This window comes from gamma proteobacterium SS-5 (genome assembly GCA_009497875.2).
In the GTDB taxonomy this organism is placed as follows: domain Bacteria; phylum Pseudomonadota; class Gammaproteobacteria; order Chromatiales; family Chromatiaceae; genus Magnetovirga; species Magnetovirga frankeli.
In genome coordinates this window covers 1-23,965 of sequence record CP032508.2, presented here as the reverse complement: position 1 = coordinate 23,965, position 23,965 = coordinate 1, and the positions used below count along the sequence as shown (strand labels likewise).

Annotated in this window: 28 protein-coding genes; 25 read left to right on the top strand and 3 right to left on the bottom strand. The window is 57.6% G+C overall.

Annotation, left to right across the window (positions count from 1 at the left end):
- Positions 1–3 precede the first annotated feature (3 nt).
- The 23 genes from D5125_05495 to D5125_05380 all read left to right on the top strand — a co-directional run bounded on the left by D5125_05495 (position 4) and on the right by D5125_05380 (position 20,753).
- Positions 4–819: a GNAT family N-acetyltransferase gene (locus tag D5125_05495; protein ID QFY88970.1), complete on the top strand. Its 816-nt coding sequence runs from the start codon at positions 4–6 to the stop codon at positions 817–819.
- Between the two features lie 371 nt (positions 820–1,190).
- Positions 1,191–1,442 (top strand): hypothetical protein, encoded by a 252-nt coding sequence (locus tag D5125_05490; GenBank protein ID QFY88969.1) that lies wholly within the window; start codon positions 1,191–1,193, stop codon positions 1,440–1,442.
- Between the two features lie 150 nt (positions 1,443–1,592).
- A complete protein-coding gene (locus D5125_05485) occupies positions 1,593–2,405 on the top strand; it encodes a hypothetical protein (protein ID QFY88968.1) in 813 nt (270 codons plus the stop codon).
- A gap of 310 nt (positions 2,406–2,715) precedes the next feature.
- Positions 2,716–3,753, top strand: a complete 1,038-nt coding sequence (locus tag D5125_05480) for a transposase (GenBank protein ID QFY88967.1) — start codon at positions 2,716–2,718, stop codon at positions 3,751–3,753.
- 40 nt (positions 3,754–3,793) lie between these two features.
- The gene (locus D5125_05475; GenBank protein QFY88966.1) at positions 3,794–4,606 is read left to right on the top strand and encodes a hypothetical protein; all 813 of its coding nucleotides are present in this window, start codon (positions 3,794–3,796) and stop codon (positions 4,604–4,606) included.
- Between the two features lie 690 nt (positions 4,607–5,296).
- Entirely contained in the window at positions 5,297–5,482 is a 186-nt protein-coding gene (locus D5125_05470) for a YgjV family protein (GenBank protein QFY88965.1), read from the top strand.
- 102 nt (positions 5,483–5,584) lie between these two features.
- The gene (locus tag D5125_05465) at positions 5,585–5,944 is read left to right on the top strand and encodes a type II toxin-antitoxin system RelE/ParE family toxin (GenBank protein QFY88964.1); all 360 of its coding nucleotides are present in this window, start codon (positions 5,585–5,587) and stop codon (positions 5,942–5,944) included.
- Complete coding sequence (locus tag D5125_05460) at positions 5,941–6,261, top strand: XRE family transcriptional regulator (GenBank protein ID QFY88963.1); 321 nt, start codon at positions 5,941–5,943, stop codon at positions 6,259–6,261. The genes D5125_05465 and D5125_05460 overlap by 4 nt, the downstream gene beginning before the upstream one ends.
- Before the next feature lie 1,524 nt (positions 6,262–7,785).
- Complete coding sequence (locus D5125_05450; protein ID QFY88961.1) at positions 7,786–8,586, top strand: hypothetical protein; 801 nt, start codon at positions 7,786–7,788, stop codon at positions 8,584–8,586.
- A 408-nt stretch (positions 8,587–8,994) separates the two neighbouring features.
- On the top strand, positions 8,995–10,419 hold the full coding sequence (locus tag D5125_05445; protein QFY88960.1) for an IS1380 family transposase: 1,425 nt from the start codon (positions 8,995–8,997) through the stop codon (positions 10,417–10,419).
- A 338-nt stretch (positions 10,420–10,757) separates the two neighbouring features.
- Entirely contained in the window at positions 10,758–11,039 is a 282-nt protein-coding gene (locus D5125_05440; GenBank protein ID QFY88959.1) for a type II toxin-antitoxin system ParD family antitoxin, read from the top strand.
- Positions 11,039–11,371, top strand: coding sequence for a type II toxin-antitoxin system RelE/ParE family toxin (locus D5125_05435; protein QFY88958.1), 333 nt, complete (start codon positions 11,039–11,041; stop codon positions 11,369–11,371). Before D5125_05440 ends, D5125_05435 begins: the two co-directional genes overlap by 1 nt.
- A complete protein-coding gene (locus D5125_16940) occupies positions 11,371–11,547 on the top strand; it encodes a hypothetical protein (GenBank protein ID QPB72215.1) in 177 nt (58 codons plus the stop codon). The genes D5125_05435 and D5125_16940 overlap by 1 nt, the downstream gene beginning before the upstream one ends.
- 51 nt (positions 11,548–11,598) lie before the next feature.
- Entirely contained in the window at positions 11,599–11,883 is a 285-nt protein-coding gene (locus tag D5125_05430; protein ID QFY88957.1) for a hypothetical protein, read from the top strand.
- A gap of 133 nt (positions 11,884–12,016) precedes the next feature.
- Positions 12,017–12,826, top strand: a complete 810-nt coding sequence (locus tag D5125_05425; protein ID QFY88956.1) for a hypothetical protein — start codon at positions 12,017–12,019, stop codon at positions 12,824–12,826.
- Between the two features lie 517 nt (positions 12,827–13,343).
- The gene (ltrA, locus tag D5125_05420; GenBank protein QFY91065.1) at positions 13,344–14,774 is read left to right on the top strand and encodes a group II intron reverse transcriptase/maturase; all 1,431 of its coding nucleotides are present in this window, start codon (positions 13,344–13,346) and stop codon (positions 14,772–14,774) included.
- Positions 14,775–14,967: 193 nt separating this feature from the next.
- Complete coding sequence (locus tag D5125_05415; protein QFY88955.1) at positions 14,968–15,708, top strand: tetratricopeptide repeat protein; 741 nt, start codon at positions 14,968–14,970, stop codon at positions 15,706–15,708.
- Positions 15,709–16,067: 359 nt separating this feature from the next.
- Positions 16,068–17,081: a sulfotransferase gene (locus D5125_05405; protein QFY88954.2), complete on the top strand. Its 1,014-nt coding sequence runs from the start codon at positions 16,068–16,070 to the stop codon at positions 17,079–17,081.
- A gap of 102 nt (positions 17,082–17,183) precedes the next feature.
- The gene (locus D5125_05400; GenBank protein QFY88953.1) at positions 17,184–17,855 is read left to right on the top strand and encodes a DUF3782 domain-containing protein; all 672 of its coding nucleotides are present in this window, start codon (positions 17,184–17,186) and stop codon (positions 17,853–17,855) included.
- Between the two features lie 308 nt (positions 17,856–18,163).
- Complete coding sequence (locus tag D5125_05395) at positions 18,164–18,589, top strand: putative toxin-antitoxin system toxin component, PIN family (protein ID QFY88952.1); 426 nt, start codon at positions 18,164–18,166, stop codon at positions 18,587–18,589.
- Positions 18,586–18,819, top strand: a complete 234-nt coding sequence (locus D5125_05390; GenBank protein QFY88951.1) for a toxin-antitoxin system HicB family antitoxin — start codon at positions 18,586–18,588, stop codon at positions 18,817–18,819. The genes D5125_05395 and D5125_05390 overlap by 4 nt, the downstream gene beginning before the upstream one ends.
- A 540-nt stretch (positions 18,820–19,359) precedes the next feature.
- Positions 19,360–20,415 carry a hypothetical protein gene (locus tag D5125_05385; protein ID QFY91063.2) on the top strand — a complete coding sequence of 352 codons (1,056 nt, stop codon included), beginning with the start codon at positions 19,360–19,362 and terminating at the stop codon, positions 20,413–20,415.
- Positions 20,412–20,753: a type II toxin-antitoxin system HicB family antitoxin gene (locus D5125_05380; GenBank protein QFY88950.1), complete on the top strand. Its 342-nt coding sequence runs from the start codon at positions 20,412–20,414 to the stop codon at positions 20,751–20,753. Before D5125_05385 ends, D5125_05380 begins: the two co-directional genes overlap by 4 nt.
- Before the next feature lie 74 nt (positions 20,754–20,827).
- Here the strand turns inward: D5125_05380 and D5125_05375 are convergent, their stop codons facing one another.
- On the bottom strand, positions 20,828–21,775 hold the full coding sequence (locus D5125_05375) for an IS1595 family transposase (protein QFY88949.1): 948 nt from the start codon (positions 21,773–21,775) through the stop codon (positions 20,828–20,830).
- A gap of 212 nt (positions 21,776–21,987) precedes the next feature.
- Here D5125_05375 and D5125_05370 point away from each other — a divergent pair, with 212 nt between their 5' ends.
- The gene (locus D5125_05370; GenBank protein ID QFY88948.1) at positions 21,988–22,158 is read left to right on the top strand and encodes a hypothetical protein; all 171 of its coding nucleotides are present in this window, start codon (positions 21,988–21,990) and stop codon (positions 22,156–22,158) included.
- Positions 22,136–22,441 (top strand): putative addiction module antidote protein, encoded by a 306-nt coding sequence (locus tag D5125_05365; protein ID QFY88947.2) that lies wholly within the window; start codon positions 22,136–22,138, stop codon positions 22,439–22,441. The genes D5125_05370 and D5125_05365 overlap by 23 nt, the downstream gene beginning before the upstream one ends.
- A 451-nt stretch (positions 22,442–22,892) precedes the next feature.
- Here the strand turns inward: D5125_05365 and hda are convergent, their stop codons facing one another.
- Positions 22,893–23,606: a DnaA regulatory inactivator Hda gene (gene hda / locus D5125_05360; protein ID QFY88946.1), complete on the bottom strand. Its 714-nt coding sequence runs from the start codon at positions 23,604–23,606 to the stop codon at positions 22,893–22,895.
- Positions 23,603–23,965, bottom strand: coding sequence for a DUF2069 domain-containing protein (locus D5125_05355; GenBank protein QFY88945.1), 363 nt, complete (start codon positions 23,963–23,965; stop codon positions 23,603–23,605). The genes hda and D5125_05355 overlap by 4 nt, the downstream gene beginning before the upstream one ends.

The following is a 23,965-nucleotide window of genomic DNA, read 5'->3' as shown; positions in this document are numbered from 1 at the left end:
CGCATGACGCAGCAGACGCTTTCCATGTCAGTCGCGCAGTTCGAGGCCTACGTCGTGCGGGCCCTTAACGCGGCCATCGCCAAGAGGGATCTCGCCTCGGCGCGTTTAGCCTTGCAGCAGGGGCTGGAGAAGGTACCCGGCTCCCGGGTCTTGCGGGATTGGGCGTTTTTGCTGAATCCGGCTTGGCAGGATACCGTGCAGGCGAAGAACGTGCGCCTGAGACCCCCGAATGCTTCGGACGCGGATTATGTGTTTGGCTGCTTTACCGATCAGGCTTTTATGCGGCTGTATAACCCCGCAAGGCTCGCAACTCCCCCGTCCCGGGAGCAGATCGCCAAGGCCTTGGCCAATGCATCCTTTTCCCTGGTGAATTCACGATCCACGGATTGGATTATCGAAAAACGCGCTACTATCCCAGGATCCTCACAGCCCATTTTCGAGCCGGTGGGCCTGGCGAACCTGACGAATATCGTCGCCGGCCATCGCAGGGCGGAGTATCTGATGGGCATCCTATCGCCGGAGGATCGCGGTGCCGGGATTGCGATCACTACCTCGCTGCTGATTTTCGACCTCGTGTTCAATCGCTTGGGCTGCCATAAGTTGAGCGTTGTGGTGATGAAGGATAACCGATTGTCGCAAGACACCTGTTTGTCCCTTGGCTTTGTCGAGGAAGGGGTGCGCCGGAGCCATGTTCTCCATCCTCTGGATGGAAATTGGATCGATTGCTGCGATAGCGCCATGCTGGAGTCGGATTTTCGCGGTAATTCCCGCTTGGCAAGATTGTCACGAAGATTGCTCGGACGCGATGTGACGGGCTGACCAACAAACAACAGGGCCGACACTCACTTTGTTTGCAAAATTCCACCTCATGGCCTATGCTCTTTCCCCTCTCAAACAAAAGGACACTCACTTTGTTTGCAAAATTCCATTTCATGGCCTATGCTCTTTCCCCTAGCCAAGGACACTTAACAACAAAAGGACAGTCACTTTGTTTGTTCTGGTTGGTACTATCAACGCTGGAACATTCCTTGATCTCGAAACCAAACAAAAGAAAACAAAAGGACACTCACTTTGTTTGCAAAATTCCGAAACTAAAGGACACCCACTTGGCAACAAAAGGACACTCACTTTGTTTTGAGGAAATTTCTCCCCTCTAGCCAGCCACCCCCAACCCATGCCACACTCTCTCCATGGGCCACACCGACATCATCTCCAAGCAACTGATCCGCCGTCTGGTACGTGTCATGGCGCACTACATCCTGGGGTTGGAGCTGAAGGTCATCAAGGAGCTGCGCACCGAATCCGAGCGGGTAGAGCATCGCTTTGCCGACATCGTCATGCTGGTGGAGACCCCCGATGGCCAGCGCTTTGTCCTGCACCTGGAGCTGCAGGACAGTCCCGAACAAAAGGACAGTCGTTTTGTTTGGTTTTGTTTGCAATAACGACCGACATGGCCTATGCTTTCTCCCATAGCTAACAAACAAAAGGACAGTCGTTTTGTTTGTTAGCCGGCAACAAAAGGACACTCACTTTGTTTTGAGGAAATTTCTCCCCTCTAGCCAGCCACCCCCAACCCATGCCACACTCTCTCCATGGGCCACACCGACATCATCTCCAAGCAACTGATCCGCCGTCTGGTACGTGTCATGGCGCACTACATCCTGGGGTTGGAGCTGAAGGTCATCAAGGAGCTGCGCACCGAATCCGAGCGGGTAGAGCATCGCTTTGCCGACATCGTCATGCTGGTGGAGACCCCCGATGGCCAGCGCTTTGTCCTGCACCTGGAGCTGCAGGACAGCAACGACCCCACTATGCCCTACCGCAACCTGCGCTATTACACCGACCTGCGCCTGGCCGGGATCAAGAATCCTATCCGCCAATTCGTCATCTACACCGGCAAAGACCCCCTCAACATGCAGGACTGCATCGAAGACGGCGGCTGGAGCTACAGCTACAGCCTCATCGACATGCACCGGCTGGACTGCGAGCAATTCATCAACCAAAATACCCCCGAAGCCCTGGTGATTGCGGTACTCTGCGACTTCAAGGGCAAGGACGAAAAGCTGGTGCTGCGAAAGATCATGCGCCGCCTGATCGAGCTGGTGGGTGGCGACAAGCGAGCCCTGCGTAACCACATCAAGATGATGGAACACCTGTCCGGAAACCGGGGTCTAACCGATAAATTCAAGGCCGTGGAGGTCGAAATGCTACGTGAAGTCGATATTGAGAAAATGCCGTCTTACCAGATCGGTATGGAGCGGGGTAGGGATGAGGGCATTGATGAGGGGGTCCGCCAAGTGGCTATCAACTGCATCAATCAAGGCATGACGCTGGATAGCATCATCAAGATCACCGGCCTGAGCAAGGATGAAATCCAAGACCTGATGCCGCCCAAGCACCACTAAAACCATCCCCACCAATCCCTCCCCAAGACCCGCTCCGGCGGGTTTTTTATTGCACTCCCTAAGCCCAAGGTGTCTCCGGATGCCCTGGGCTTTTTTTCATCCATCTATCTCCGATTCCACCACGTATCCACAGAGCCTGCAGGCAGTTAGGAGCAGCACCGGCATGATGCCAAGCCCCATTAAGCCGTCGGTCCGGGGGCTATAAATTGGAAAAACGGCAAGGGACAAGCTGAAACAAAAGGACAGTCGTTTTGTTTGCAATAACGACCGACATGGCCTATGCTTTCTCCCATAGCCGAGGAATCCACCCATGACCAAGCCCCGCTCCAGCCTTGTCTCCCTGGCCGACACGCCCTGGTACCACTGCGTATCCCGCTGTGTGCGTCGGGCCTTCCTCTGCGGTGAAGATGACCGCACAGGCAAGAGCTATGACCATCGCCGCGACTGGATTGCCAGCCGTATCAAACAGTTGGCCAATATATTCGCCATTGACGTTGCAGCCTATGCCGTCATGAGCAACCACTACCACATAGTCTTGCGTATCGATGCCCTGCGCCCAGCACAATGGGATACCCGCGAAGTCTTGCAGCGCTGGACTCAGCTCTACCAAGGCCCCTGGCTGGTACGCGCCTATCTGGCCACCGAAGCAGGGGAGGGCATGGATCAGGCCGAACTGGCCCGCGTGGAAGAATACGCCATGACCTACCGCCAGCGGTTGGCCGATCTCTCCTGGTTCATGCGCAACCTCAATCAATCCATTGCCTTCCAGGCCAATGCCGAAGACCACTGCAAAGGCCACTTCTGGGAAAGCCGCTTCAAAAGCCAAGCCCTGCTGGACGAAGCGGCCCTGCTCGCCGCCATGGCCTACGTCGATCTCAACCCGATCCGGGCAGGCATGGCGGAAACCCCCGAGACCTCCGACTTTACCTCCATCCAGCAGCGCATCCAGGAAGGCCAAGCCAACCCCAAGCCCAAGCCACAACCCACAGAAGCAACAGCAGAAGAAGAAATCCTGCCCGAAGCCCCGCTCATGCCCTTCGACGCCACAGGGCGAGCCGACTGGGCCATCCCCTTCGCCTACGACGACTACCTGGACCTGGTCGATTGGACAGGCCGAGCCGTGCACCCCAAAAAGCGCGGTGCCATCCCCGCGCATCAACCGAAAATCCTCCACCGAATCGGTATGGACGCCGAGCAATTCATCAATTATGCCCACCGCTTCCTTAAGGAATTCGGCAGCGCCGTCGGCAAGCCACAGAAATTGGTGGAGTTGTGCACCCAGCGGCATACCCGCTATGTGCGCGGGGTGCAGACAGCGAGGAAGCTGTTTGAGCAGAAGGCGGCCTAGGCGCTAGCCAGCCACCCCCAACCCATGCCACACTCTCCCCATGGGCCACACCGACATCATCTCCAAGCAACTGATCCGCCGTCTGGTACGTGTCATGGCGCACTACATCCTGGGCCTGGACCTCAAGGTCATCAAGGAACTGCGCACCGAATCCGAGCGGGTAGAGCATCGCTTTGCCGACATCGTCATGCTGGTGGAGACCCCCGATGGCCAGCGCTTTGTCCTGCACCTGGAGCTGCAGGACAGCAACGACCCCACCATGCCCTACCGCAACCTGCGCTATTACACCGACCTGCGCCTGGCCGGGATCAAGAATCCTATCCGCCAATTCGTCATCTACACCGGCAAAGCCCCCCTCAACATGCAGGACTGCATCGAAGACGGCGGCTGGAGCTACAGCTACAGCCTGATCGACATGCACCGGCTGGACTGCGAGCAGTTCATCAACCAAAATACCCCCGAAGCCTTGGTGATTGCAGTACTCTGCGACTTCAAGGGCAAGGACGAAAAGCTGGTGCTGCGAAAGATCATGCGCCGTCTGATCGAGCTGGTGGGTGGCGACAAGCGAGCCCTGCGCAACCACATCAAGATGATGGAACACCTGTCCGGAAACCGGGGTCTAACCGACAAATTCAAGGCCGTGGAGGTCGAAATGCTACGTGAAGTCGATATTGAGAAAATGCCGTCTTACCAGATCGGTATGGAGCGGGGTAGGGATGAGGGTATTGATGAGAGAAACCGTCAGATAGCCACCAAGCTGCTGTCCAAGGGCCTATCTGTGGATGAAGTCATGGAAATGACCGACCTCAGTCGTGACGAACTCCAAGACCTGATGCTGCCCAAGCACCACTAAATACATCCCCGCCAATCCCTTCCTATGAACCCGCTTCGGCGGGTTTTTTATTGCCCCCGTTTCATACACGCCCAAGGCGTCTCCGGATGCCCTTGGTTTTTTGTGCTTCGTCCCTACGGTCCTCCTCTCCGACCTCAAGCCCGATGGGCTTTCCACTACGTATCCACAGCGAAACAAAAGGACACTCAGTGCGCCGGGACAAGCTGGCGAGAGATTGGAGGTGCAAGTCCTCTGCCCGGTAAGGAGTAGCGAACCGCCGGGACCCCGAGTCATGGGCGTCTGCTCGCGAGGGCAGGGGTTAAGCGTTGACAGGGGAACACACAGGCTCGGTATTGAGCTCCGAAATCAAGGTTGGGAATGCTGACCGTGTTGACTGGTCGGGAAGGCAAAACTGCAGGCTACGCTAGACGCGAGTAGCAGGCAGGTTCCCCGGAGTCGCAGACCCGGTGCATGTGTGGATGTCTCTCGTACGGAACCCGGGAGGCCTCGCCCGCGGGGCAAGAAGCCACTCCTGGCTCAAAGGTCAATAGCCGAACAGCCAGGAGAGCGGAACGAGGAGTCGGACAAGGCCTGAGTGTGAAGAAGCGAGCGAACAACTTAAAGGTGGCATGAAGGACAGGCGTGCACTGGCGATGCGGAGTTTGTGGAGCGAAGGGCCTTGGCGAAGGGGAAGCTGGCAGAACCGCCTGTATGTTCAGGACGCAGTTCTACCTGGGCAACCGCGCCATGCGCATCGCCCTGCTCGCCTCCAGTCTCGCCTGGATCGCCAACGACATCCTCTGGCACGCCTGGCCAGCACTCCTCGCCGAAGTGGTCGCCGCCGGGCTGAACCTGCGCACCATCCAGCGCCTGGGGCAGGTGGAGCAGCTGGGATAACCGAGGTGCTAGCGATAAACATGATCGAGGTGCTGGTGTGCGAGAGCTGGCTGATTCGGTCAAGCTCTGGCATTCCTATTCCCATATAGGCATAATGGGCTGATGTCGACTTCAACCAAACCTCTGCGCTGGGTCGCGTCCAGCAAGAAAGACCTGATGGGCATGCCTGAGGAGGTGCAAGACACCTTCGGGTACGCGCTGCATTTAGCGCAAGTTGGCCAGAAACATCCTGATGCGAAACCGCTCAAGGGCTTTGGCGGCGCTGGCGTACTGGAGGTGGTTGAGGACTTCAGGGGCGACACCTACCGTGCGGTCTATACCCTACGTTATGCCGAGGCAGTGTATGTCGTGCATTGCTTCCAGAAGAAATCCACCCAAAGCATTGCAACGCCCAAGCCGGATGTGGAATTGATCAAGTCACGATTAAAGGCCATTGAGGCCAGCTTAGGAGGTCAGAAATGATCGACATCGAAGAAAGCAGCGGCAACGTCTATGCCGACTTACAGACCCCGGACGCTGAGGCTATGTATGTCAAGGCCCGCTTGGCCAGCAAGATCGGCGACATCATTCGTCACCGCCACCTGACACAGCAACAGGCTGCCGAGATTTTGGGGATTACACAGCCCAAGCTTTCCGGACTGCTTCGAGGTCAGTTCCGTGGCATTAGCGAAGCAAAGATGATCGAATGCCTCAACCGACTCGGGCGTGATGTGGAGATTGTGGTGCGTAAGGCGCCGCGCAGCCATCCGAAGGGGCATACCCAAGTCGTGTTTGCCTGACCTGTGCTGTGTGCTGGGTAACCCCTAAACAAAAGATAAACAAAAGGACACTCAGTGCGCCGGGACAAGCTGGCAAGAGATTGGAGGTGCAAGTCCTCTGCCCGGTAAGGTGTAGCGAACCGCCGGGACCCCGAGTCATGGGCGTCTGCTCGCGAGGGCAGGGGTTAAGCGTTGACAGGGGAACACACAGGCTCGGTATTAAGCTCCGAAATCAAGGTTGGGAATGCTGACCGTGTTGAGTGGTCGGGAAGGCAAAACTGTAGGCTGCGTTAGACGCAAGTAGCAGGCAGGTTCCCCGGAGTCGCAGACCCGGTGCATGTGTGGATGTCTCTCGTACGGAACCCGGGAGGCCTCGCCCGCGGGGCAAGAAGCCACTCCTGGCTCAAAGGTCAATAGCCGAACGGCCGGGAGAGCGGAACGAGGAGTCGGACAAGGCCATAGTAGTAATGAAGCGAGCGAACAACTCAAAGGTGCCAACAAGTACAGCGTGCACTGGCGATGCGGAGTTTGTGGAGCGAAGGGCCTTGGCGAAGGGGAAGCTGGCAGAACCGTCTGTATGTTCAGGACGCAGAGCCTGAGCTGAGCAGAAGAGGGGTTCGAAAGGCCCCCTCTGTCAGGATAGGCGCAGCCAGAGACGGCCAGCGTGGTGGACACCTACAGGAGCCGGATGCGTTAGTAGCGCACGTCCGGATCTGTGCCGGGGGGATTGATCTGCAAGTTTTCCTTGTAGATCAGTCTCCTACGGCGACGTGCGCCGGGACAAGCTGGCGAGAGATTGGAGGTGCAAGTCCTCTGCCCGGTAAGGTGTAGCGAACCGCCGGGACCCTAAGTCTAGGGCGTCTGCTCGCGAGGGCAGGGGTTAAGCGTTGACAGGGGAACACACAGGCTCGGTATTGAGCTCCGAAATCAAGGTTGGGAATGCTGACCGTGTTGAGTGGTCGGGAAGGCAAAACTGTAGGCTGCGTTAGACGCAAGTAGCAGGCAGGTTCCCCGGAGTCGCAGACCCGGTGCATGTGTGGATGTCTCTCGTACGGAACCCGGGAGGCCTCGCCCGCGGGGCAAGAAGCCACTCCTGGCTCAAAGGTCAATAGCCGAACAGCCGGGAGAGCGGAACGAGGAGTCGGACAAGGCCTGAGTGTGAAGAAGCGAGCGAACAACTTAAAGGTGGCATGAAGGACAGGCGTGCACTGGCGATGCGGAGTTTGTGGAGCGAAGGGCCTTGGCGAAGGGGAAGCTGGCAGAACCGCCTGTATGTTCAGGACGCAGAGCCTGAGCTGAGCAGAAGAGGGGTTCGAAAGGCTACATGCAGCCAGAGATGGCCAGCGTGGTGGACCCAACGCAGGAGCCGGATGCGTTAGTAGCGCACGTCCGGATCTGTGCCGGGGGGATTGATCTGCAAGTTTTCCTTGTAGATCAGTCTCCTACGGCGACCTTTGTTTTGCACTTTGTTTTGCACTTTTGTTTTTGTAGGAAATATCTCCCCCTCTAGCCAACCACCCCCTAACCCTATGCCACACTCTGCCCATGGGCCATACCGACATCATCTCCAAGCAACTGATCCGCCGTCTGGTACGGGTCATGGCCAAGCACATCCTCGGCCTGGACCTCAAGGTCATCAAGGAGCTGCGCACCGAATCCGAGCGGGTAGAGCATCGCTTTGCCGACATCGTCATGCTGGTGGAGACCCCCGATGGCCAGCGCTTTGTCCTGCACCTGGAGCTGCAGGACAGCAACGACCCCACTATGCCCTACCGCAACCTGCGCTATTACACCGACCTGCGCCTGGCCGGGATCAAGAATCCTATCCGCCAATTCGTCATCTACACCGGCAAAGACCCCCTCAACATGCAGGACTGCATCGAAGACGGCGGCTGGAGCTACAGCTACAGCCTCATCGACATGCACCGGCTGGACTGCGAGCAATTCATCAACCAAAATACCCCCGAAGCCCTGGTGATTGCGGTCCTCTGCGATTTCAAGGGCAAGGACGAAAAGCTGGTGCTGCGAAAGATCATGCGCCGCCTGATCGAGCTGGTGGGTGGCGACAAGCGAGCCCTGCGCAACCACATCAAGATGATGGAACACCTGTCCGGAAACCGGGGTCTAACCGACAAATTCAAGGCCGTGGAGGTCGAAATGCTACGTGAAGTCGATATTGAGAAAATGCCGTCTTACCAGATAGGTATGGATAGAGGCATTGATGAGGGGGTCCGCCAAGTGGCTATCAACTGCATCAATCAAGGCATGGCGCTGGACAGCATCATCAAGATCACTGGCCTGAGCAAGGACGAAATCCAAGACCTGATGCCGCCCAAGCACCACTAAAACCATCCCCGCCAATCCCTCCCCAAGAACCTGCTTAGGCGGGTTTTTTATTGCCCCCGTTTCATACACGCCCAAGGCGTCTCCGGATGCCCTGGGTTTTTTTGTGCTTCGTCCCTACGGTCCTCCTTTCCGACCTCAAGCCCGATGGGCTTTTTACTGCGTATCCACAGAGCCTGCAGGCAGTTAGGAGCAACACCGGCATGATGCCAAGCCCCATTAAGCCGTCGGTCCGGGTGAGCAAACTAGAGGACACCCACTTACTTTTACATAAAATCTATTGTGCGCATTTGCTGCCGACCGGTGGAGTCGCTAGCCCGCATATCTCACCAAACCCTGTAAAAAAGGCCACCTTTCTGGTAAAATTATGTTTTCAAACAACAAATTAACCAGATAAAGCAAGGCGGCCTTATGGAAACAGAGTGTACCCCAACCCAACTGGAATTTCAGGGTCTCGGACGGCGTGATGTAGTGGCCAAGTTCGATGGCGGACAGATCAGCTCCGATGGTGGCGGTCTGCTGTTGCGCGAGGTGGAACGCAAGACCGGTATCATCCGACGCCTGTCCGAGTGCTTTCGCGATTTCAGAGACCCTGAGGCCATCGAGCATACGGTAGAAGACCTGCTCGGCCAGCGTATCTACGGTTTGGCGCTGGGCTACGAAGACCTCAATGACCACGACCGACTGCGCCTGGACCACCTGCTGGCGGTCCTGGTCAACAAGGAGGACCCGACCGGATGTGGCCGTGCCATGGCCCGCGATAAGGGCAAACCCCTGGCCAGCTCCAGCACCCTCAATCGTCTGGAGTTGACCCACTGGAGCGCGGACCACTCCAGCCGCTACAAGAAGATCGTCGCCCAGGTGGGGAAGATCGACAACCTGCTGGTGGATCTGTACCTCGACGCCCATGACGAAGCACCCCGGCAGATCTGGCTGGACCTCGACGCCACCGACGACCCCCTGCACGGCAGCCAGGAAGGCCGATTCTTTCATGGCTACTACAAGAACTACTGCTATCTGCCCCTATACATCTTCGCCGGTGAGCACCTGCTCTGCGCCCGGCTGCGCGAGGCCAATCAGGACGCCAGCGCAGGCAGCGTGGAGGAACTGGAGCGCATTGTTGCGCAGATTCGTCAGCGTTGGCCGGCCACCCAAATCATCATCCGTGCCGACTCCGGTTTCTGCCGCGAGGAGATCATGGCCTGGTGCGAGGCCAACGGGGTGGACTTTCTCCTGGGGCTGGCGAAAAACAAACGCCTTAACGCGTTGATGCACCACGAGATGGCGCAGGCGAAGGAGCAGGCAGAGGCCACCCAGGCCGCAGCACGGGTGTTCAAGGACTTCAGCTACCGCACCCGCGCCAGCTGGAGCCGTGCGCGCCGGGTGGTCGGCAAGGCAGAGCACCTGCGCGGGGGCGCCAATCCGCGCTATGTGGTCACCAGCCTGGCCCAAGACACTTACGAGGCCCGCAGCCTCTACGAGGATCATTACTGTGCCCGTGGCGACATGGAGAACCGGATCAAGGAGCAACAGCTGGATCTGTTCGCCGACCGCACCAGCAGCCACGGCATGCGCGCCAACCAGAACCGGCTCTACTTCAGCTCCTTCGCCTATGTCATGTTATGCGCCCTGCGCCGTATCGGTCTGCAGGGCACCGAACTGGCCAAGGCCCAGTGCGGCACCGTCCGCACCCGCCTGCTGAAGATCGGCGCACAGGTGCGTATCAGTGTGCGCAAGGTTTGGGTCTCACTGGCCGAATGCTATCCCTACGCCGAACTCTTCGCACAGGTGCTGCATAACCTGCAAACGAGACCACCAACCTACGCCCCGGGATAACGCACAACCCGCTCCGGCAGACCACCGATCGGCAACGCCGAGGGTGTCCTGTGCCTACTGTTCGAGAATTGGTCAACAAATGACCAATTGACTGGACTTGTCCGGTGTCAAAACCGGTGAAAAGAGCGAATTCCATTGACCTGGAGGGTACATGCACCAATACACATATAAAAAGTAGGGCCTAATGCGCATCCAGTCAGGTTGGATTACTGGCTGGTGAGATATGCGGGCTAGCCGCTAGCGCTCCTGAGCAAAACTGCGCGGAGGATAAGCGAGGGGTTTGCTTTGCTCAAGAGATGTTGGCATAATGTGCCATAAACTCAGTTTTGGAGATTGCCATGCCTACTCGTAATGTTGTATTGACCGACAGCCAAGCAAGGTTCGTCGAACAGATGGTGGCCAGCGGTCACTACCAGAACGCCAGCGAGGTTCTGCGCGAGGGCTTGCGCCTTGTCCAGGCGCGTGAAGCCGAGCAGGCCGCCAAACTCGCCGCTCTGCGCGAGGCTGTGGCCGTGGGCGTTGCGGACATTGAGGCGGGGCGTTATACCGAATTTAACGATGCTGCGTCGTTGCGCTCGCACATCAATGGCATCAGCAAGCGTGTGCTGGCGAAACACTGATGAGTGGCTGGACGGTACGTCTGGCCGATCGAGCCGCTCAAGATGTTGAAGACATCCTTGGTTGGACGCTTGAGCAGTTTGGGCCGTTGCAACTGGAGTCTTACACCGACGTTATCAATGATGCGCTGGAGGCCTTGAACGCAGGGCCGCAGCTGATCGATGTGCGCTGGCGCCCTGAGTTGGGTGATGACGTAGCCACACTGCATGTGGCTCGCCATGGGCGCAAGGGTAGGCACCAGCTGGTGTTTCGTGTCGATGAAACGGCCTGCTTGATCGAAATACTGCGCGTCCTGCACGACAGCATGGATTTGCAGCGGCATCTGGATTCGTGATGTTGTGCGCTTCTGACAAACTCGCCGCCATTGAAGCCGAGTCCATCGGCTGGATTCCCCTGGGTGATCGAGCCTACCTGCATGTTGGCAAGCCGGATGAGGAGGATGTGGTGATCGCCGTCGTGGGTGTGCCGGATGTCGGGATGGCCGGGATGAATGTGGTGCTGGTGGGGTGAATCGGCAGGTAGGTTTTTTTTAATGGTGTAGCGAGACAGGAGAAGGCGGCCGTGAAGGCACAAAAATCGGAGAAATACGACTACATCACTGCCTTGGCGTCTGCCAGAAAGTTTCACGATGTAGGGAAACAATATCTGGATCAATGGGCAAAAACAGGCCATCTCTCCGCTACAGATGCTTTCGTTTCTGCGACCAATTACGGCTTGGCTCTTGAGTTGTACTTGAAAAGCCTCCTGATCATGGAAGGCACCACAGAGATCAAAGGACATCATCTCGATATCCTCTTTGAAAAACTGAGCGACGACACCAAGCGGGAGATTACCAAGGCCTACTAGAATGCCGGAGGCCTCGAACGTAAGGAGGCTTTTTACATTAGCAAACAAAAGGACACTCACTTTGTTTTGACTTTGTTTTGAGGAAATATCTCCCCTCTAGCCAACCACCCCCAACCCATGCCACACTCTCCCGATGGGCCACACTGACATCATCTCCAAGCAACTGATCCGCCGACTGGTACGGGTCATGGCCAAGCACATCCTGGGCCTGGACCTCAAGGTCATCAAGGAACTGCGCACCGAATCCGAGCGGGTAGAGCATCGCTTTGCCGACATCGTCATGCTGGTGGAGACCCCCGATGGCCAGCGCTTTGTCCTGCACCTGGAGCTGCAGGACAGCAACGACCCCACCATGCCCTACCGCAACCTGCGCTATTACACCGACCTGCGCCTGGCCGGGATCAAGAATCCTATCCGCCAATTCGTCATCTACACCGGCAAAGCCCCCCTCAACATGCAGGACTGCATCGAAGACGGCGGCTGGAGCTACAGCTACAGCCTGATCGACATGCACCGGCTGGACTGCGAGCAGTTCATCAACCAAAATACCCCCGAAGCCTTGGTGATTGCAGTACTCTGCGACTTCAAGGGCAAGGACGAAAAGCTCGTGCTGCGAAAGATCATGCGCCGTCTGATCGAGCTGGTGGGTGGCGACAAGCGAGCCCTGCGCAACCACATCAAGATGATGGAACACCTGTCCGGAAACCGAGGTCTAACCGACAAATTCAAGGCCGTGGAGGTCGAAATGCTACGTGAAGTCGATATTGAGAAAATGCCGTCTTACCAGATAGGTATGGAGCGGGGTAGGGATGAGGGCATGGAGATGGTTCGCCAGATTGCCATCAACTGCATCAAAGAAGGCATGGCGCTGGACAGCATCATCAAGATCACCGGCCTGAGCAAGGATGAAATCCAAGACCTGATGCCGCCCAAGCACCACTAAATACATCCCCGCCAATCCCTCCCTATGAACCCGCTCCGGCGGGTTTTTCATAAACAAAAGGACAGACGTTTTGTTTGGAATAAAAACAAAAGGACAGTCAGTGCGCCGGGACAAGCTGGCGAGAGATTGGAGGTGCAAGTCCTCTGCCCGGTAAGGTGTAGCGAACCGCCGGGACCCTAAGTCTAGGGCGTCTGCTCGCCAGCACTGGGGTCAAGCGTTGACAGGGGAACACACAGGCTCGGTATTGAGCTTGCGAAATCAAGGTTGGGAATGCTGACCGTGTTGAGTGGTCGGGAAGGCAAAACTGCAGGCTACGCTAGACGCGAGTAGCAGGCAGGTTCCCCGGAGTCGCAGACCCGGTGCATGTGTGGATGTCTCTCGTACGGAACCCGGGAGGCCTCGCCCGCGGGGCAAGAAGCCACTCCTGGCTCAAAGGTCAATAGCCGAACAGCCGGGAGAGCGGAACGAGGAGTCGGACAAGGCCATAGTAGTAATGAAGCGAGCGAACAACTCAACGATGCCAACAGCGGACAGAACGGGATCAACGACGCGGAGCGCGTGGAGCGAAGGGCCTTGGCGGAAAGAAGAGCCGAAAGAGCCACCTGTGACCGAGACGCAGAGCTCGGGGCAAGCAGAAGCGGGGCTTGGACGGCTACGTGCAGCAGCACAAAGGGATCGTACGCTGCGGTTCAACAACTTGATGCACCACATCGGGATCGACCGGCTCAGGAAAGCCTACCTTGCACTCAACCGCAAGGCGGCCCGTGGCGTCGATGGCCTCAGCTGGAAAGCTTATGGCGAAGGGCTAGAAGCGCGACTGGTCGACCTCCATGCACGCCTGCACAGCGGACGCTACCGCCCGCAACCGGTGCAGCGTGTCTGGATACCCAAAGCCGACGGACGCAAGCGTCCCCTCGGCATCACCGCTGTAGAGGACAAGCTAGTCCAACAAGCGCTGGTAGGGGTACTGGAAACGATCTACGAAGTGGACTTCAAGGGATTCAGCTACGGGTTTCGGCCCGGACGCAGCCAGCACCATGCGCTGGACGCCTTGTACGTTGCCATCACGCAACGCAAGGTCAGCTGGATTCTGGATACCGACATCAGCACCTTTTTCGACTCGGTCGATCACGACTGGCTGATGCGCTTTGTATCCCACCGAGTGGCGGACCGCCGCGTACTGAGACTGATCGAGCAGATGCTCACGGCAGGCATCATGGAGGAAGGCGAATGGCAGCTCAGTGAACAGGGCACCCCGCAAGGGGGCGTCCTCTCGCCGCTGCTGGCCAACATCTACCTGCACTACAGTCTCGACCTCTGGGTAGAGGCCTGGCGGAAACGAAGGGCACGGGGAGAAGTGTATATCGTCCGCTATGCCGATGATGCGGTGCTGGGGTTCCAGTACCACGACGATGCGCAAAGGCTGCGCCAGGACCTGACGGAGCGACTCCGTCGGTTCAACTTGCAGCTGCACCCGGAAAAGACTCGCCTGGTGGAATTCGGACGATTTGCCGAAGCCAACCGCAAACAGCGAGGACAAGGCAAGCCGGAGACCTTTGCATTCCTTGGGTTTACGCACGCCTGCGCCAAACGGCGTTCGGACGGAGGATTCACCATCCTGCGCACGACCCTGGCAAAGAAACTGCGTGGCTTCGTAGAGCGACTGAAAGACTGGCTCCTGAAGAACCGTCACCTACCGGTGGCGGAGCAGGGCCGAATGGTCAGTCAAAAGCTGCGGGGGTTTGCGCTGTACTTCGGCGTGCCGGGAAACTCCGGGGTACTCAGCACGGTACGAGGATTGGCAATCAAAATCTGGTTCAGGGCGCTGCGGCGCAGAAGCCAAAAGGCGGTTAGCCTGAACTGGGAAAAGATGAAGAAAATCGTACACCAATGGGTGCCATCACTGCGTATCGTCCACCCATATCCCAATGAGCGACTGCGCGTCTGACTTGACGCAGGAGCCGGATGCGTTAGTAGCGCACGTCCGGATCTGTGCCGGGGGGATTTGTCTGCGACTTTACCTTGTAGATCAGTCTCCTACGGCGACCTTTGTTTGACGAAGAACCAACTTTGTTTACTTTGTTTCAAGGTTGATAAATCTGATAAACTGCCACTTTACCAAGTGCAATTAGCAATAACACATGGACTCTCCCCGCTTACTCCAGCAGGCAATTCAACACCATCAGGCGGGCAGGCTGGAGAAAGCCGAGCGGGCGTATCAGAAACTGCTGAAATCCAATCCCCGCCAGCCTGATGTCCTGCACAACCTGGGTGTGCTGCTTATGCAACAAGGCCACTGGGGACAGGCCGGTGAATTGCTCAAGCAAGCGTTGGAAATCCGGCCCGGTGAGGGGCAATACTGGCTCAGTTGCCTGGAGTATCTGCTCCATGCGGGTCTGTTGCCGCAGATGGAACAAATGCTGACCGATGGTCGGCAGAAGGGCTTGCAAGGTCCGACTGTGGATAACCTGGCCAGCCGATTGGCCCAAGCCCAGAGGGATGCGGCGCAAATGGCCGCCTTGGAAACGGGCGGGGACTACAACCAGATGGAGCGACTGGCGCGAACCGCTTGGGAACAGCAAGGCCCCAATCCGGCTCGTGCCCACGCCTTGGGGAAGGCATTGCTCTTATTGAGACGCGATCAGGAGGCGCTGCCCTTGTTGCAGCAAGCCTGTGAAGGTGCGCCAGCCCATGTCACAATGCCTGGAACCAGCAGGGGCTGGCACTTAAGCGTCTGGGGCGGTTTGCCGAGGCCGAGCGCTGTTACCGGCAGGCCCTGCAATGGGTACCGGATTCTGCGGATATCCTGGCCAACCTGGCGGATAACAGCAGTGAGGCGGGTGACTACACCCAAGCCATTGCATACGCCGATCAAGCCCTAAAATCCCAGCCCAATCACCTGGGGGCACGTATCAACAAGGCAACAGCCTTGTACGCTGCGCTACAGCCGGAAGAATCCCTGAAGATATTTGAGTAGATCTATCAGGAGGGCGTGCGTCATCCACTGGCTATGGCCACACAGGTCTTGGCTTTACGGGCGATGAGGCGGCTAGATGAGGCCAAAGGCTTGGTTGATCAGTTGATCGTACAGGCCCCAAATCAATCGGAGGCGCGTACTGCAGAGGCAGAAATTGCCTTGGATTTTGGCGATTTTGATCGCGCCCAAAGCGCTTATCACACACTCCTTCAACACAATCCCCATGACAGCGCAGCCCTGGCAGGCTTTGCTAAAACGCGCAAAATGACCCTGGATGACCACGAATGGCTGGAGCGTGCCAGGCACTGCTTGCAGCAGCCCCTGCCGGTCAAGAAACGTGCAGAACTCAGCTACGCCTTGGGTAAGTACCATACAGACATCGCGGATTACGCCAACGCCTTCCACTACTACCAGCAAGCCAATCAGGCCAAGCAGCTATTTACCCCAGCCTATGATCCGGCCAATCAAGAGAAAATCTTGGCATTTTTGACAACGCACTACACTCGCGCTGTCTGTCACCAGAGCTGGCCAGGCTGTGTCGATTCCAAACGTCCCCTGCTGATTGTGGGCATGCCCCGCTCCGGAACCTCGCTCACTGAGCAAATACTGGCATCGCACCCCGACGTGGTTGGGGCAGGGGAGCTAAGCGACTGGTCAACACTGGCAGAGCGGCACAAGCAAGCCGTGTTGCGAGCCCAGCTCGACCCCGCTTTAGTGCAGTCCCTGGCGGATCACTACCTGGATACCCTGCATCAATTTGACCAAACGGCCTTGCGTGTCATCGACAAGATGCCGGGCAATTATCAGAACCTGGGCCTGATCCACGCGGTATTGCCCAACGCCAAGTTCATCCATACCCTGCGCAACCCCCTCGACACCTGCCTGTCCATCTATTTTCAGAACTTCAACACCGGCCACACTTACGCCAAAGACCTCGATGATATCGCCCACTACTACCGCCAGTACCACCGCCTGATGGAACACTGGCGCCAGGTCTTGCCCGAGGATGCCATGCTGGAGGTGCGCTACGAAGAGCTGGTGGAAGACCCCGAGACCTGGAGCCGACGGTTGATCGACTTCATCGGCCTGGAGTGGGACGATAACTGCCTCAACTTCCACCAGACCGAACGCCGCGTTGGTACCGCCAGTAACTGGCAGGTGCGCCAGCCCATCTATAAAACCAGCAAGGATCGCTGGCGTAACTACGAGCCGTGGATCGGCCCATTGCTGCCCTTGCTGGAGCTGTATTCACCAATGGGTGATGAGATGTCGCGCTAGCTAACCCACTCTGCCCATGGGCCACACCGGCGTTCAAAGACTTCGCCAATCCGGCCATAGCCGCTACAATGGACTTAGATACCCCTTGTCCAGGACCAAAGAATGCCCAGTCTCAACACCCCAGCCCCCAGCTTTGACGATGTCTGGCGCACGATCCAGGAGCTTGCTCTGTCGCAAAAAGAAACCGAGCGACTGATGAAGGAAAGCCAGAAAGAGGCCGACCGACGCCAGCAAGAAGCCGATCAGCGCATAAGGGAGACTGAGCGGCTGATGAAGGAGAGCCAGCAGGAAGCCGACCGGCGTATGAGTAAAACAGACAAACAAATCAGGGCATTAGCCAAGCAGTTAGGCGAGCATGGCAATCGCTTGGGTCAGTTTGTGCAGGAAATGGTGCGCCCAGCCGTGGTGGATTTATTTCAAGATCGCAAGATTCCGGTGCATCAAGTCCACCCCAATATTGTCGCCTATGACGACAATCGCCAGTTCATCATGGAGGTTGACCTACTGGTAGTAAACACAGATACCGCAGTAGTGGTGGAATGCAAATCCCGCCTGACCTATGAAGACGTGGACGAACACCTGGCCCGAATGGCCAAGTTCAAGTCCTGTTTCCCCCAGTTCTCAGCCCACATCCTGTTTGGTGCCGTAGCAGCCATGGTATTACCGGATGATGTAGGCCATTACGCCCGCAACAAGGGCCTGTTTGTGCTGGCCCAATCCGGTGATGCCGTAGAGATACGCAACGAAGACGGGTTTGATCCAAAGGCTTGGTAAGGCTTGGCTGATGCTGCACAAGCACCACTAAGAAATCCCCTCTAATCTCCCCAAGACCCGCTCCGGCGGGTTTTTTATTGCCCCAATCCAAGCTCAAGGTGTCCCTGGATGCCCTGGGCATTTTTGATTCGTCTCTACTACGGTCCTCCACTACGTATCCGCAGAGCCTGCAGGCAGTTAGAGCCAACAAAAGGACACTAAACAAGCGGCCAGTCCGTTGCATATCAAAGCGCCGAGGATCAGCGCGGTAGGTTGCTGATGAATAGTGCAGGTTTGCTGGACGATGACGGCATGGTTATACTGGTGTAATCATGAGAATTGTTTTAGACACATCGGTCTTGGTTGCCGCTGCCCGATCACGGCAAGGTGCCAGCTTTGCCTTGGTCAACAGTCTGCCCAACCCGCATTTTGAGATTGCCCTGTCGGTGGCGCTCTACACCGAATGGCAGGCCGTGCTGACGCGGCCCGAGCACCTTCCGCCGGGGCTGCGGGTTGAGGATGTCTTGGCTTACCTGCGCTATCTGACGTCCATCGCCCATCTGCAGGATGTGTATTACCTGTGGCGTCCATTTTTGCGCGACCCGGATGACGACATGGTGCTGGAGTGTGCGGTGGCTTCGGATAGCCAGTATCTGGTTACCCATAATATCCGCGACTTTCAGCGGGTCGGCGAACTGGGGGTTACCCCAATTACCCCTGCATCTTTTCTATCCTTGCTGAGGAGTTCATCATGACTGCCCTGACTGTACGCTTGCCGAATTCGGTGCACGCCAAGATCCGCGAACTGGCTGCGCGGGATGAAATCTCGGTCAACCAGTTCATCGCCAGCGCTGCGGCAGAAAAGCTGGCATCCATGCTGACCCTGGACTATTTGCGTCAGGAGGCAACCCTGGGCCGACGCGAAGATTTCGAGCGATATCTGAATGCCGTACCGGATGTTCCGGATGAGGCAGACAAACTTTGACAGGTTTCTTTCTGCAACCCGCCGTCCCGCCACTACCGACTTTACCAAGGAACACCATATGACCGACTGGACCGCCGGTGCGTCGCCGACATCGGCTAAAACAAAAGAAACAAAAGGACAGCCAGTGCGCCGGGACAAGCTGGCGAGAGATTGGAGGTGCAAGTCCTCTGCCCGGTAAGGTGTAGCGAACCGCCGGGACCCTAAGTCTAGGGCGTCTGCTCGCGAGGGCAGGGGTTAAGCGTTGACAGGGGAACACACAGGCTCGGTATTGAGCTTGCGAAATCAAGGTTGGGAATGCTGACCGTGTTGGCTGGTCGGGAAGGCAAAACTGCAAGCCACGTAAAACGCGAGTGGTGGGCAGGTTCCCCGGAGTCGCAGACCCGGTGCATGTGTGGATGTCTCTCGTACGGAACCCGGGAGGCCTCGCCCGCGGGGCAAGAAGCCACTCCTGGCTCAAAGGTCAATAGCCGAACAGCCAGGAGAGCGGAACGAGGAGTCGGACAAGGCCTGAGTGTGAAGAAGCGAGCGAACAACTCAACGATGCCAACAGCGGATAGAACGGGATCAACGACGCGGAGCGCGTGGAGCGAAGGGCCTTGGCGGAAAGAAGAGCCGAAAGAGCCACCTGTGACCGAGACGCAGAGCTCGGGGCAAGCAGAAGCGGGGCTTGGACGGCTACGTGCAGCAGCACAAAGGGATCGTACGCTGCGGTTCAACAACTTGATGCACCACATCGGGATCGACCGGCTCAGGAAAGCCTACCTTGCACTCAACCGCAAGGCGGCCCGTGGCGTCGATGGCCTCAGCTGGAAAGCTTATGGCGAAGGGCTAGAAGCGCGACTGGTCGACCTCCATGCACGCCTGCACAGCGGACGCTACCGCCCGCAACCGGTGCAGCGTGTCTGGATACCCAAAGCCGACGGACGCAAGCGTCCCCTCGGCATCACCGCTGTAGAGGACAAGCTAGTCCAACAAGCGCTGGTAGGGGTACTGGAAACGATCTACGAAGTGGACTTCAAGGGATTCAGCTACGGGTTTCGGCCCGGACGCAGCCAGCACCATGCGCTGGACGCCTTGTACGTTGCCATCACGCAACGCAAGGTCAGCTGGATTCTGGATACCGACATCAGCACCTTTTTCGACTCGGTCGATCACGACTGGCTGATGCGCTTTGTATCCCACCGAGTGGCGGACCGCCGCGTACTGAGACTGATCGAGCAGATGCTCACGGCAGGCATCATGGAGGAAGGCGAATGGCAGCTCAGTGAACAGGGCACCCCGCAAGGGGGCGTCCTCTCGCCGCTGCTGGCCAACATCTACCTGCACTACAGTCTCGACCTCTGGGTAGAGGCCTGGCGGAAACGAAGGGCACGGGGAGAAGTGTATATCGTCCGCTATGCCGATGATGCGGTGCTGGGGTTCCAGTTAGCAGGGTTCGGTTATGCACTAAATCAGGGCGGCAGCGGATCGCGGGTTAGGTTCGAGCATGAGCGTTTTGCGCCGGTATTAATGCATAAGCCGCACCCATCGCCCGCACTGAAACCTTATCAGATTGACCAAGTGCTGGATGTACTAATGCAGGAGGGTTTGCTATGAAGAATACTGTGGAATACAAGGGTTATACCGGGTCAGTTGAATATAGTGATGAAGATGGAATTTTTTTCGGCAAGGTGCAGTTTGTCCGTGCGCTAATTGCCTACGAAGGCAGCAACGCAGAAGAGTTGCGCCAGGACTTCCACGATGGCGTGGATGACTATCTATCGATGTGCAAGGAAAAAAACATCACGCCGGAACAACCATTCAAGGGTTCATTCAACGTGCGGGTTGGCCGTGACCTGCACCGCCAACTTGCACTTGAAGCAACCCGGCGCGGCGTGAGTTTGAATAGTCTGATCGTTGCCGCCCTGAAGAATGAAACGCACCACGCGGTGTAGATGGCTGGTGTCAAAGGGGTCAGGCACAATTAAATTGTCCATCCCCTAATCCCCCATAACAAAAGTCCACCTGATTACCCATAAACCTCAGCCATCTTCAGGAGCTGGTACGGCATCGGTGGCGTTCGTGCAGCGGCCCAGCCCAGCCGGGGCAGGAGCGTCTCCAGAGCAAAGCGTCGGTTGAAACGGTAGCAGTATTCAGCCAGATAGCGTGACAGGTGCTTATGCTGCATAGCATGGTAAACACCCGTGACGGCATTCTTGACGTTGCCGATCATCGTGTTGACCCAGGTAAATTCCTCATGCTTTACGCTATCGGGACCGCCGCCGGTGACAATCGGGATGTGCTGACAACCCGCAGCCGTGAAGGCGCGAAAGCAGGCCAGACCATCGCTGTAGACGGTGCTGCCGGGTGCCAACTGGTTGCGAGACCACTTCAGGATCTCGGCAGAGCGGAATCCCTTGACTACCTGCAGGTTCATGTACAGCGGATGGCCTGCGTCAGTGGTGGAAACCGCCGCCACAAAGGGGGTCTTGTTGGGTGAGCCGCGACCCACCTTGCCACCCCGATGCTCTCCACCCCAGTAAACATCATCCAGCTGGATGGTCCCGGATAGGGTATAGCCGTCATCCCGTTCTTTCATCACCTGCATCAGCTTGTGCTTCATGCTCCAAGCAGTGTTGTAGGCGACGCCCAGTTGCCGGTGCAGTGCCAAGGCGGACAGCCCCGTCTTCGCCTGCGTCAGCAGGTGCATGGCCAGAAACCAGGTCGTCAGCGGTAGCTTGCTGGAGTCAAAGATCGTGCGACTGGTCAATGAATGCTGGTGATGGCAATGATTGCACTGAAACAGTCCACCCCGGGATGGCAGGGTGCAGTACTTCCGGCCACCACACTCGGGACATACATAGCCCTCTGGCCAGCGCCATCGAAACAGGGCCTGGCGACACTGTTCCTCCGTGCCGTAGTCACGCAGAAATTCAGCTAGACTGTAGCCTTTCTGGAATTGCACTCGGTTTTTCATGGCGTTATACCTCCTGCACCAAGTATAGCTCCCTGTGTGAACGAGGCTGATCTTTGTGGGTAATCAGGAGAATCTTTGCCCGCATCCGCAGCTATCTGTCCACCTGCCAGAAAAATGGGGTATCTTCCGAACAGGCATTGCGGCTCCTCTACGAGGGGCGGTGGCCTGACTTCATGGGGATGACCCTTGAATAGTTACACGGCATCTACGAAATGCGAGAATTTTTCGGACCTGGCTGGCGAAGGTATTACCTACAGACTGGCGATACGGTGATTCTTATGCTTGGAGGTGGTGATAAAAGTACCCAATCCAAGGATATCGAACAGGCTATTGCATTGGCGGAATCGATAAGGAGTGGCAATGACCATGCAAATCAACATTGACGATCTGGCCGAATTTGATGTGGCGGAGTATTTGAAAACGGATGCAGATATTGCGGAGTACTTGCGTCAAATCCTGGAGGAAGGAGACAGCAACGAATTGATTGATGCTTTGGGCCAGATTGCAAGGGCGCGAGGCATGACAGAGATTGCTAACTCCAGCGGCATTACCAGAGAGGCGCTATACAAGGCATTGCGTCCGGGTAGCCACCCCCGGTTCGACACCATACAGCGTGTGTGTGGTGCTCTAGGGGTTAGGCTCACCGCAGAACCAATGCCACACTGATCGACACCCATCACCCCGCTGGGTGGGAACTCGGTTGACGGGGAAAACGGACAGCTGGGTTGGGTAGGTAACTACAGGAGCCGGATGCTCAGTAGCGCACGTCCGGTCTGTGTCGGGGGGATTGATCTGCGAGTTTTCCTTGTAGATCATTCTCCTAGGAGCCTGTCGGGTTTAGGTGCCCGTAGCGAGCAAGGTGGGAGAACGAGAACAAATTTTCACGATTTTGAGGCGCTGAGTTTCCCTACGCAACGAAAAATCGGGGCCAATGTTCAAAACAATTCTGGGCCGTTCTTCCCACCGGCGCAGTAGGAGCATCCTAAATCCGACAGGCTCCCAGCTACTCTAACTCGGTGACCTCTGGCCTGGATCGAGCAAAGCGGAATCCGGGGTAGTGCCGCACATACCCACAGGCTTACCTATACCTGATTACGCAAGGTCTTAGCCAGGCCCTTTACCCATCCTCGACCGCTGCATCCCGGCCCAACTGCTGGCGGATGAAGGGCACTGTCAGGCGTCGCTGGGCCGCCAGCGAGGCCCGGTCCAGCCGCTCCAACAGCCCCAGCAGGCCGACCAGGTCGCGCTGTTGGCGGTTGAGCAGGTAATGCGCCGCGTCCTCCGGCAGCTGCAAGCCAAGCTCCCCGGCCCGCTGTTGCAGTAGCCGCGCCTTGTGGCCATGGTCCAGCGGTTGGAGCTGATAGCAGGGGCCCCAGCTGAGGCGGGATTGCAGATCGGCCAGCTCCAGGGGCAGCTCCCGTGGCGGCCGACGGGAGGCGCTGACCAGGCAGCCGCCCTGCTGTTGCACGGCGTTATACAGGCCATACAGGGCCTCCTGCCAGGGGCGGTTGCCCAGCAGCCGCTCCAACCCATCCAGGCAGATCAGCTCGCGCTCGGCAAACAGCTCAAGCCCGGCCGGGTCCTGCTCCAACAGCGGGTCCAGGGGCAGATAGAGGGCCGCGTGGCCAGCCTCGGCGGCACGGTTGGCCAGGGCTTGCAGCAGATGGCTCTTGCCGCTGGCGGGCGGGCCCCAGATGGCGGTAATGCCCGGCTGGGGCTGCTCGGCCAGCTGCCGCAGCAGTAGCAGCAGCTCCCGGTTATCGGCGGCCAGAAAGTTGTCAAACCCCGGCGAGGGCTCCAGGGCCAGAGCCAGGGGCGGCTGTCGGCTCATCGAATAGCGGGGTTTTCGTTACGGGTGAAGCGCACGAACAGGGCACAGCAGAAGAACAGGCACAGGGACAGCACCACCTCCAGCAGGGGCAGCCAGAGGCGCTCGCTGACCCAAAGCTCTGAGCCGCCGTGCAGGGCATAGAGCAGGCTCAGATAGGCCGCCAGCAGGTGGCTGCGGTAACGGCCATAGAGCATGCCGCGCAGGGGCAGGGCCAGGGGCAATGCGGCAAGCACGATCAACAGCGGCCGGGGCCAGTGCGGCGGCTCGATGAACCAGATGATCCAGCCCAGCACCAGCCCCAGCAGCGACAGCAGGCTGAGGATGGCGAGGACATTGCTGATGCGGGTACGGCGGCTCAT